Raw genomic sequence first — 10,345 nt, forward strand, 5'->3', positions numbered from 1 at the left:
GATCATGTTCGGCCGCCTGAAGGATTGGCGGCGCGTCGCGACCCGATACGACCGGTGCCCGGAAACCTTCTTCTCTGCGATCTTGCTAGCCGCAACCGTCTTGTTCTGGCTCCGAAACTCAATGAGTCTGGACCCTAGGCCATGACTTGCAAATGCACCAGCACCAACGTGTGACTGTCGGCTTTGCTCCGAGCAACGTGCTGTGCAGCAGCAAGGCTCATGGGTCCCGTTGATTGGCGATGATGCCGACCTTGCGCTGTTTCGTCGTCGATGGCAGCGGCTTTGGTCGCTTCTCCTGCTGATGCGCGGGCACATGCCGGCCGTTCAGAACCCGAAGCGGCGCCCTTGCCGGGGCGCCGCCGGAGGTTTTGTCCCTTGGTCCCTTTACCAGTCGAAATCGTCGCTGCCGAGCTGGTTGAGGCGGGTATCCTCGATCACCAGATGGTCCGTTCCCGCCCTGATCACCACGTCGTTGCCGACCTGGCTTGCGGCGCCGCGGACATCGGACCAACTGTTGAAACGGGCATAGGCGGACAGGTCGATCGTGTCATCATCCAGCTCGAAATCGGTGATCCGGTCGCGGCCGCCGTTCCAGACGAACGTATCGGCGCCTTCGCCACCGGTCATGGTGTCATTGCCCGCGCCGCCGTTCAGGGTGTCATTTCCCTCATGCCCGATGATCCGGTCGCTGCCCGCCTCGCCGAACAGCCGGTCGTCGCCTTCGCCGCCATAGATGATGTCATTGCCTGCGCCCGCGCGGACCGTGTCATTGCCCTCGCCTGCGCTGATCGTGTCGCGGCCGGCCCCGCTGACCGCGAGGTCGTTGCCCTCGCCCAGCGTGATCGAGTTGTTGCCGCCGCCGGCATTGACCCGGTCATTGCCCTCGCCGGCATTGATCACGTCATGGCCGCCAAGCGCGCTGATCACATCGTTGCCCGATCCGCCGCTGACGCGGTTGTTGCCCGCGCCTACGTTGATCTGGTCATTGCCTTCGCCACCATCAAGCGTGTCATTGCCGCCATGTCCAAGGATCGTGTCATCACCGGACATGCCCCAGATCTGGTCGGCGGCATTGGTCCCGCTCAGGCGGTTACCGTCGTCATTGCCACGGATTCGTGCCATGGTTTCTCTCCGTCAATTCAGGATGGACCGGCATGGGTTGGATACGGCGTCTCGCCGTGATCCGCTCTGGCTGCCGGTTCGGCCAGTGCGGAAACTCCGTGAACTCAGGCGCGGCCGCGCGCGGCCAGCCGCTCGCCGACCAGCAGCATCCGCATCGTGTTTTCGGCGGCATTGCGCAGCAGCTTTGCGCCCCCGCCGATGGCCTTCTGCAGCGAGCAGGGCCGGCGGATGATCGAGGCATAGGCGCCGATCCCATGATCATAGGTCTGGCGCGCGCCCTTTCCGATGGTGCCGGCCAGCGCGATGGTCGGGATGCCAAGCACCTCGGCGCGCCGTGCGACCTCGCAGGGAACCTTGCCGAAGGGGCTTTGCCCGTCCAGCGCGCCCTCGGCAGTGATGACCAGATCGGCGCGGCCCAGCAGGTCGTCGAAATCGAGATATTCCAGCATCATCTGGAAGCGCGGATGCAGGGTCGCGCCGGCAAAGGCGATCAGTCCCGCCCCGAGGCCGCCCGAGGCGCCCGCGCCGGGCATCGTCGCCACCATCTTCCCGGTCTCGGCCTCGATAGCCGCGGCATAGCGCGTCATGCCGCGATCAAGGCATTCGACCTGCTCGGGCGTCGCACCTTTCTGCGGGCCGAAGACGCGGGCGACGCCACGGGGGCCGAGCAGCATGTTATGCCAGTTCACCGCGGCGTCGATCTGCACCGAGGCGAGCCGGGGATCGAGACCCGAGGCGTCGATCCGGGCCAGCCGCTCCAACGCCCCGCCGCCTTCGGGCAACTCCTCGCCCGAGGCGTCCAGCAGCCTTGCGCCAAGCGCCCGCGCCATGCCGGCGCCGCCATCGTTGATCCCGCTGTCGCCGCAGCCGATCAGGATGCGGTCAACGCCATGGTCAAGCGCCTGAAGGATCAGTTCTCCGACCCCGCGGCTGGTGGTCAGCGTCGGGTCGCGGCGATCGCGGGGCACCAGCGATAGCCCGGCGGCGGCGGCCATCTCGATCACCGCGGTGCGGGGGCCTGCGCCACCCATCAGCCCCCAGAAGCCGGCAACAGCCTCGCCGACCGGGCCGGTGATCCTTGCCGGGATCATCCGGCCACCGGTCGCGGCAATCAGCGCCTCGGTCGTGCCCTCGCCGCCATCCACCATGGGCGCGGTGAGGATTGTCGCATGGGGGGCCGCACGGCGCACACCGCGGGCAATCGCCTCGGCCACATCCTTGACCGACAGGGATTCCTTGAAGCCCGAGGGCGCAATCAGAACGGTCAGTGACATCTCGTGATCCTTCTCTGCTGTCTGAAAGGCTTACGCACGACACCTGACGGTTAATCCCGCGCCGATGAAAAAAATGCGCGGAGGGGGAGTGAAAAAAGGCGGCTGGTACCGCCTTGCTCACTGAAATATCCGGTGAAAATCACCTGACGATCAGGCGGATTCCCAAGGGCCGCAGCGCGTGGTTCATGTCGCGCAGGGCATCTTTGGCCGAATGTCGGTGAACATGCCGCGACACGGGCCTGGGCTGGGTCCCGGTCTTGCGCAGCTGGGCTGGACGCGGAACCGGGCGCGCGGCAGCGATGGTTTTTGGGGGATCGGCCTGCGGCATCAGGGCGATGGCGGGCGCAACCAGAGACGCCGCAGGCGGAGGCGGGTTGGGCGCATCGCCCCTGAGGCCCGAAAGCTGCGCGGGCCAGACCAGCAGCGCAAACGCGATCAGCAATGTCGTGACCGCAGGCGCGAGGGGCAGGGCAAGCCGCAGCAGGTCGCTCTGGTCGAACCCGGCATTCTCGGAAAACGCTCTGCCTTGCCGATGACGGGCGGGTGGTCGACGGGTTCCATAATGCCGCCAGCCAATCCGAGGGGCAAGGCTATGGCCTGACCCTTGCCGCCATCTTCGACGACCGCCCCGCCTTCGACGCGATCCTTGGCTGGAGCGACGCCAACCTTGCCGTGCGGGGTGACGCGCTGATGGCGTGGCGCTGGCAGCCGGGGGCCGAGCCTCCGGTGCAGGACCGCAACAACGCGACCGATGGCGACCTGTTCCTGGCCTGAGGCCTGATCCTTGCCGCCGCCCGACAGGACCGGCCGGAACTCACGACGCGCGCGACGCGGATCGCCACGGATGTCATCGGGCTCTGCACCGCCCCGCACCCGGATGGCGGGGGCGAGGTGCTGCTTTTGCCTGCGGCGGCGGGGTTTCGCGACGATGGGCAACTGGTCATCAACCCCTCCTATTACATGCCGCGCGCGATGCGCGAGCTTGGTGCAGCCACCGGGGTCCGGGAACTCGGCCCGCTCGCCGATACGGGCGAGGCGATGATCGAGCGGCTGGCGCAGGACGCGCTGGTGCCCGACTGGGTCGCCCTGACCGCCGAAGGCCCCGCCGCCCCGCCCGAAAGCTTCTCGCAGAACGCGGGCTATGAGGCGATCCGCGTGCCGCTGATGGCGCTCTGGTCCGGCAATGCCGCCTCCCGCGCGGTCGCAGGTTTCGCCGAGGCCACGGCGGCGGAGTGGAAAGACGACAGCCAGCCAGTGGTCTTCGATCCGAAAAGCCGTGAGGGGCTGGAGCGCAGCGCCGATGCCGGCTATCGCGCCGTCGCCGCCCTCAGCGATTGCGCCGCATCGGGCGGCCTGGGTTCGGCGATGCCGCGCTTTACCGCCGACCAACCCTATTACCCCGCGACCTTGCACCTGATGGCGCTGGTCGCCCAAGCGACGAATTTTCCCCAATGCGTGCTCGTATGATCCGATCGACATTCCTTGCCGCCGCGCTTCTTGCGGCCAGCCCGGCCTTCGCCCAGAGCGCGCCCGCGCAGGACGGGTTTCTGGCGCTGAACATCTATCTGCAGCGAAACGACTCCGCCGCGGTCGAGGCCGAACTGAGGCGTTTGCGGCTGAAATATCCGCAATGGACGCCGCCCGCCGACCTGCGGCAATTGTCGAACACCGTCCCCGGCCCCGAGATCGACCGTTTCTACCAGCAACTCGCCGCCGGCCAGACCGCGCAGGCGGGCGACGCGCTGGCGGCGATGCGGCGGGATTATCCGAACTGGACCCCGCCCGCCGACATGACCGCGCAGCTTGAGACGGCCTCGGGCCAGCAGTCGCCGGATGCGGCGCTGCAAAGCGGCGATGTCGATGCCGCGCGCACGGTGGCGGCGCGCACGTCGCGGCTGCTGCGCTGCGACCGGATCGACAATGCCTGGCGGATCGCTGAGGGCCAGCGCAAGGCCGGAAGTTCGGCCGAGGCGCTGGCCACCTATCGCGCGATCCTTGGCGCCTGCACCAATCCGGGCGAGCTTGCCGCGACCATCGAAAAGGCCGATGGGGTCAGCAGCGAGACCGAGTTGCGCGCCATCGTGGCGCAGGTCAGCGGGCGTTTCCCGGCCGATGCCGCGCGCTACGACCAGCTTTTGCAGCGCCTGCTGGCGGGTAGGGGCAAGGGGGCGAGCGTGGCGACCGTCCCGGCGGGCCGCGCCGCGGCGCCGGCGACCCCTCAGGTCGCGCAGCCCCAGCCGCAGGCCCAGCCCAAGCGCCAGCAACAGCAGCAGCCCCGGCAGAGGGAGGCCGCTGCGGCGGCCCCGCCCCGGTCCTCGGAAAGCCCGGCGCAATGTGCGGCCCGGACGGCGGGCGCGCGCGGCGGGGACGGTGCTTGAACGGGCCTGGTGCGTCTACAACCTCGACCGGAGCATGGAGGCGATGGCGGATTTCCGCGCCGCGCTGTCCGGCCGCCTGACCGCGCAGCAGCAGCGCGAGGCGCGCTACGGCCTCGCGCTCAGCGACCTCAAGCTGGGCATGGCCGAGGAGGCTTCGCGCATCGCCGCCGCCACCGACTTCACCCGCCAGCAGCGCGTCGATGTCGAGCGCCAGATCCTCGACCAGCGCGGCGTGCAGGCCTATCGCGAGCGGCGCTATCGCGATGCCATCCGCTATTTCGACGCGATGGAGCAAGTGGCAGGCGGCATACGCCGCGACCTCGCGATTCTGCGCGCCTATGCCTATCTGAGCGCGGATCAGCGCCCACGCGCGCGGGCCGAGTTCCAGCGCCTGAACGACGAGATGTCGACGAAGGAGACCCGACGCGGGCTCAGCGCGGCATCGGACTGAGCCGCCCGCTGGGGCGGCGGCAGATGACAGGACAAGGCCATGCAGCGTGAGCAGAGCGCGTTCAACTCGAAACCATACAACAGGTTGGCGCAGCATAAGGACGGCGGAGCATCGGGCAACCTGCTGCAAGGCAGAATGCATTAGGGGCATGCTTGGCTGGATGAGCAGATGACGGGCCCAGAGCGGACGGCTGCCTCGCGCCAATCCTACATGCGGCACCTTTGGCCGCCGTTCAGCTTTGCGCGGCGCTCGAAGTCCGTGGCCTCGGGCATGCCGTATAGATCTGCTTTGCACCCGCGTCGATGACCTCATCGAGGCAGTGAAGGCCGGATTTACGGCCCCGCAGCGCGTTTCCAAGCGACGGACGCGACTCCTCCGCGACCGCATCGAGACCATCGCGCCGGGCCGTGGCATCGAGGTCATGGCGCTGCTGCCGGACCATCCACCGAACTGGATCGCCTGTCGTGGCATCCGGCACTGTGTCCGTCGCGCCGAGGGGTCCGAACGGATTTTCCGTGAGTGACGAAACCACGAGGCCGAGCTGATTTTTAACAGATTTGGCTGGCATCGGTGTGCAGACCGACGCCTTCTGGCCGTCGGATAGTCGCGGTAACGAATGTCACAGCTGCCCCGCACCCTGCTATGTCCTGGGAACATATGGTGTTGCGATCCGGTTTAGAGGGGATGATAAAAACACGCGGAAGTTGTTTCTGGATCTGTGGAAGGTCGACCCATGTCATTTGCCTCTGCAAACGAACGCTACTTCGCCAGCCTGGTCAATCAGGCCCGTCGGGCTGAAGGACTTCCAGCGCTGACCCTCGAGCGACGGCTGAATGATTCATCCGAGGATCATAGCCGTTGGATGTTGACCGCCGACGTATTTTCCCACACCGGGCGAGGCGGCTCGTCGGCGAGGGAGCGGATGGAGGCGGCAGGTTTCACGCTGCGAGGCGATTGGATGACTGCGGAAAACATTGCCTATGTCGGGATCACAGGCGAGGCGGATCTCAGCGATGAAATCCGGGCACTGCATCAGATGCTGATGAACAGTCCCGGCCATCACCGCAACATCATGAGCGATGCTGCCTATATCGGCATCGGTCTCGAGGTCGGGCTATTGCGTGTGAATGGTCAGGATCATCGCGTGCTTATGGCAACCCAGAATTTTGCCGATACGGATGGTCCGGTGCGGATCGACAACGGTAGATTTGGACGCGCTGTCGACCCGGAGGCCAGCTTGACGATGCAGACGCGTCAGCATTGGTGGCAAGGTTTCGACGGTGAGACCTATGTGACGCCAGGGCCGCGGCAGAGCACTATCCGAAACGACGATTATCGGCTGACCGCACGCAACGACATGGCATCTGGTGCGGCGGGGCATGACTGGATGGCGGGGAACGCTGGTCATGACACTTTGAACGGCGGCGCAGGGAATGACCGTTTGATTGGTGGCGCGGGCATGGATCTGCTTCAGGGCGGTCCGGGCAATGATACCCAGCAAGGGGGCGCTGGCAATGATCGCCTGATCGGCGGCGACGGAAATGACCAGCTGCGCGGTGAGTTGGGCGCTGACCATCTTGCGGGTCAGACCGGAAATGACTGGCTGATCGGGGCCGCCGGAAACGATACGCTGAACGGCGGAACGGGAAACGACACATTGCGCGGCGGTGCCGGTAACGATCTTCTGGTGGGGGAAGCGGGGGCGGATGTGTTCCTGTTTCACGCTGGGGACGGGCAGGATACGATCAGAAACTATCAGCCCGGGATGGATCGGTTGATGTTGGATGCCACCCTCGTGGATGGCGGTGCCATTGCCTTCATGCGCGATCACATGCGCCAGACGGCGAATGGGGTGGTCATCGACTTTGGGACAGATGGCCGTATTGTCCTGACCGGCGGAAATCTGACGGTTGCGGGGGTGGCGGACGACATCTTCGCGATCTAGCTGAGATTTGATGGCAGTCATGCCATGAACGTCGCCAGAGGTGGCAGCCCTCGCGGGGATGCAAGGCCGTATCGTGACCATGCCGCGGAATTCGGAAAGGCAATAAGCTGACCATCATTTTGGTACGCGCTGGCCTGTCGTGGCGGAATTTTCGCCCTCGCTTTCGGCCTCATCGGTTTCAGCATACTCTCCGGTGATCGCCTGCGCCACGTCGCCAGCCAGTTCGTTCAACAGCTCTATCTCGTCTTCCCCCAGGTTACGGGGCCGCGTGTCCAGCAGGCACAACGCCCCCAGAACCATGCCGTCTGCCGTGCGCAGCGGAGCGCCCGCATAAAAGCGCGTCTTCCAGAGGTTGATCGCCGGATTGTCGGCAAAGCGTGGGTCGCGTTGGGTATCCTGGATGACCAGCGTGTCGTCGCTGGAAACCACATGATCGCAGACCGCATCCTCGCGGGGCAGTGTGATCATGTTGCTGCCGTCCCGGGTCACTTCGCCGGGCAGGTCCATGCTTTGACCGATGATGAACTCGCGTTCGGCGTCGATTGCGGTGATCACGGCAAATTCCACGTCAAACACCTCGGCCGCGCGGGCGGCAATCGCGTCCAGTTCTTCACGCGATTGGCCGCTGAGCACGCCCGTTTCCCGCAGGGCGGCCACGCGCTCGTCATCGTTTTCGGGGCGGGGTGCCACCTGGCGCTGGCGGGCCAGTTCCGGGCTCAGCATCTGTTCGATCCGTCGGACCCCCTCGTCAGCCGAGGTGACCACCGCATCGGCGCCAAGATCGCCGAGACCTTCACCTTCCGTGACAAGCGAGGGCGGGTTCCACAGCGCCAGAACGATCTTTACCCCCGGCCAGCGATGGCGCAGCCGGCGGCAGAACGACCTCGCGGAAAGTTCTGGCTGACGGCTGAAATAGCTGAGGCAGACAATCTCGACCTCGCTCAGATCCAGCTTGTCCAGGTAGCGCGCCGTCAGGACTCCGGCCGGGCGCTGCTGCGCGCGAATATCGTGGAAGGCCAGGGCATGGACCAGCATCTCGCACGCGACATTGTCGATTTCCCACTTGCCGCCGATGCAGGCGACGCGTGCCGGACCTGTGGGCGGCTCGGGCGCCGGATATTCCTCGCGCAGGTCGTCCAGCATCACGTCCATGCCGTTGACGACACGCAGGCGATGTTCGGCACGGGCCTGGGTCAGGAAGTCATGACTGGCCTGCCGCAGCACCTCGATGCCGTACCGGTCATAGAATTCCGAAACGGAACTGTCCTCGATGGCGTTGCTGGCGATCTCGATCGCCTCTTCGGGGTCGTCGGCGATCAGGCGCTGATAGATCCGGGTCGGCACGTCCAGAACCGGCGTCGAACCCAGCAAAGTATCCAGGAACTGCAGTTGTGGTAGATTTCGCCCGATCACCAGCAAGCAGACGGTCAGCGGCGTGGACAGGACCAGCCCGATCGGACCCCATAGCGCGGTCCAGAAGGTCGCGGCGGCGATCAGGGACAACGCCGACAGCCCGGTGCTGGTCCCATAGAGGACCGGTTCGATGATATTGTTGCTGATGAGTTCCAGAACAACGATCAGTCCCACGGTCAGCAGCACCATGTTCCAGCCGGGATCGACGGCAAAGGCCAGCGTGATCGGAAAGATCGCCGACAGCATCGGCCCGACATAGGGGATGAAGCGCATGACGGCCGCAAGCGTCCCCCACAGGATCCAACCCGGTACGCCGATCAGCCACAACCCCAGCGCCATCGGAATGGCATAGGTAACGTTCACCACAAGCTGCATCAGCAGGTATTTCGAGATGCGGCTGCCCGCTTCCTCGATCGCGTCGGTCGACCGGTGAAGGTTGCCCCCCAGCATGCGGATCAGCCGGTCGCGCAGGTCGCCGCGATCAAGAAGGGCAAGGAACACGAAGACGAGGACGATACCCGCCGTCGCCACCGGCGCCAGCACCGGCACCAGCCAGGCGATGGCGGTCCGAAACGGCGATTGCGGGGCCGGAACCACCTGCACCCGGGTCTGGGGCATGCTTTCCTCGTTCTGGGCGATCGCTTTCTCGACCTCCTCCTGCACGGTGTCGATCATGTCCATGGCGCCGTCGAATATGCCGGGGCCTTTCATGCTGTCGCCGAGGTTGTCGATCTTGGCACGGACGGTACTTTGGTAAGTCGGCAGCTGTACGGCCAGCAACCGCACCTGCGATCCGACCAGCAGCCCAAGCCCCAGGATCACCGTCACCACCGTCGCCATCACCAGGATCACCGACGGCACCCTTGGTAACCCCCGCCGCCCCAGCCAGACGATCAGAGGGCTAAGCGCGAAGCTGATCAGAAACGCTATTGCCAGCGGGATGAGCACATCCTGTCCGAGGTAAAGCCCCGAAAGGACCAGCGCCGCGACCAGAAGCCATGCCGCCAATCGCACGATATCCGGCGTCTGGACCGGCGTGACAGGATCGTCCATATTTCCTCTCCCCCTCTTGGTCGCGGCCGATGCAAGGTCGGAAGGCAACGCTTGCCGAGCCCGTCGGTTGCCTCGAATGGAACCTCCGTCGATCGAAAGTGCCTACCATCCAGGGGGCCATTGACTGGAGATGACTATGGAGGTCCGTTCAGAGGCCGGGAACATCCGGCCTCTGCGAACGTTGCCTCAAGAAGTGTGTCAAGTAACGAGTGGGGACATGCGCGATCCATCCGCGTTGATCGAACATCTAGAGGCGACGCTTTCAGAGACGACCGGCCCCAAGGAGCGCAAGGAGCTGATCAAACGATTGAAGTTCCTTCGCCACGCGCAAAGGCTGCAGGACATGCGCGACCTGAAATTACAGATCGAGAGCGATGAGAGTTAAGTATTTCGATCCGTGGGCAAGCAATGATGATGTGAGCTACTCCCCGGAAATCGGACAGTGACGGAAGCTAGGATCTGACGTTTGCTGGTCTCCAAGTTTGAGGAGATCAGGATGCGGAAACGCAGGAACCATGACGCGGGCTTCAAGGCTCGGGTGGCGCTGGAGGCCGTGAAGGGCGAGCGCACGGTGTCGGAGCTGGCCGCCGAATACGGCGTGCATCCGACGATGATCCATCAATGGAAGAAAGCTTTGCTCGGCGGGGCGGCGGACATTTTCGAGCGCGGCGGCAAGAAGCCTGCAGTGGAGGTCGACGAGGAGACGGTC

9 protein-coding genes and 1 pseudogene are annotated in these 10,345 nt (G+C 65.1%); 6 read left to right on the forward strand and 4 right to left on the reverse strand.

Features of this window, described 5'->3' with window-relative positions; all coding sequences use genetic code 11:
- Window positions 1-384: 384 nt before the first annotated feature.
- The 3 genes from VNQ78_RS18805 to VNQ78_RS18815 all read right to left on the reverse strand — a co-directional run bounded on the left by VNQ78_RS18805 (window position 385) and on the right by VNQ78_RS18815 (window position 2,838).
- Window positions 385-1,122, reverse strand: a complete 738-nt coding sequence (locus VNQ78_RS18805) for a calcium-binding protein (RefSeq protein WP_325692679.1) — start codon at window positions 1,120-1,122, stop codon at window positions 385-387.
- Window positions 1,123-1,226: 104 nt separating this feature from the next.
- A complete protein-coding gene (locus VNQ78_RS18810) occupies window positions 1,227-2,396 on the reverse strand; it encodes a glycerate kinase (RefSeq protein WP_325692682.1) in 1,170 nt (389 codons plus the stop codon).
- Window positions 2,397-2,535: 139 nt separating this feature from the next.
- Window positions 2,536-2,838 carry a hypothetical protein gene (locus VNQ78_RS18815; RefSeq protein ID WP_325692684.1) on the reverse strand — a complete coding sequence of 101 codons (303 nt, stop codon included), beginning with the start codon at window positions 2,836-2,838 and terminating at the stop codon, window positions 2,536-2,538.
- 89 nt (window positions 2,839-2,927) lie between these two features.
- Here VNQ78_RS18815 and VNQ78_RS18820 point away from each other — a divergent pair.
- The 4 genes and pseudogenes from VNQ78_RS18820 to VNQ78_RS18835 form a co-directional block, all read left to right on the forward strand.
- Window positions 2,928-3,863: pseudogene (locus VNQ78_RS18820) on the forward strand (glycosyl hydrolase family 8); the annotation flags it as partial.
- Window positions 3,860-4,774, forward strand: a complete 915-nt coding sequence (locus VNQ78_RS18825) for a hypothetical protein (protein WP_325692686.1) — start codon at window positions 3,860-3,862, stop codon at window positions 4,772-4,774. The pseudogene VNQ78_RS18820 and the gene VNQ78_RS18825, both read left to right, overlap by 4 nt.
- Window positions 4,767-5,225 (forward strand): hypothetical protein, encoded by a 459-nt coding sequence (locus tag VNQ78_RS18830; RefSeq protein WP_325692688.1) that lies wholly within the window; start codon window positions 4,767-4,769, stop codon window positions 5,223-5,225. Before VNQ78_RS18825 ends, VNQ78_RS18830 begins: the two co-directional genes overlap by 8 nt.
- A 733-nt stretch (window positions 5,226-5,958) precedes the next feature.
- On the forward strand, window positions 5,959-7,170 hold the full coding sequence (locus tag VNQ78_RS18835) for a CAP domain-containing protein (RefSeq protein WP_325692690.1): 1,212 nt from the start codon (window positions 5,959-5,961) through the stop codon (window positions 7,168-7,170).
- 114 nt (window positions 7,171-7,284) lie between these two features.
- Here VNQ78_RS18835 and VNQ78_RS18840 read toward each other — a convergent pair whose 3' ends face one another.
- Entirely contained in the window at window positions 7,285-9,636 is a 2,352-nt protein-coding gene (locus VNQ78_RS18840; protein WP_325692692.1) for an AI-2E family transporter, read from the reverse strand.
- Between the two features lie 217 nt (window positions 9,637-9,853).
- Between VNQ78_RS18840 and VNQ78_RS18845 the strand changes: the two genes are divergently transcribed.
- Complete coding sequence (locus VNQ78_RS18845) at window positions 9,854-10,021, forward strand: hypothetical protein (RefSeq protein WP_325692694.1); 168 nt, start codon at window positions 9,854-9,856, stop codon at window positions 10,019-10,021.
- Between the two features lie 111 nt (window positions 10,022-10,132).
- On the forward strand, window positions 10,133-10,345 hold a 213-nt coding region (locus tag VNQ78_RS18850), incomplete at its 3' end, for a transposase (RefSeq protein WP_325692696.1).

The sequence above is a fragment of the Paracoccus sp. (in: a-proteobacteria) genome (assembly GCF_035556475.1).
Taxonomy (GTDB): Bacteria; Pseudomonadota; Alphaproteobacteria; order Rhodobacterales; family Rhodobacteraceae; genus Paracoccus.

What these genes read in the sequence shown, in the direction of transcription:
- VNQ78_RS18805 (WP_325692679.1), bottom strand. Translation starts at nt 1,122, where the DNA reads ATGGCACGAATCCGTGGCAATGACGACGGTAACCGCCTGAGCGGGACC.
- VNQ78_RS18810 (WP_325692682.1), bottom strand. Translation starts at nt 2,396, where the DNA reads ATGTCACTGACCGTTCTGATTGCGCCCTCGGGCTTCAAGGAATCCCTG.
- VNQ78_RS18825 (WP_325692686.1), top strand. Translation starts at nt 3,860, where the DNA reads ATGATCCGATCGACATTCCTTGCCGCCGCGCTTCTTGCGGCCAGCCCG.
- VNQ78_RS18835 (WP_325692690.1), top strand. Translation starts at nt 5,959, where the DNA reads ATGTCATTTGCCTCTGCAAACGAACGCTACTTCGCCAGCCTGGTCAAT.
- VNQ78_RS18840 (WP_325692692.1), bottom strand. Translation starts at nt 9,636, where the DNA reads ATGGACGATCCTGTCACGCCGGTCCAGACGCCGGATATCGTGCGATTG.
- VNQ78_RS18845 (WP_325692694.1), top strand. Translation starts at nt 9,854, where the DNA reads ATGCGCGATCCATCCGCGTTGATCGAACATCTAGAGGCGACGCTTTCA.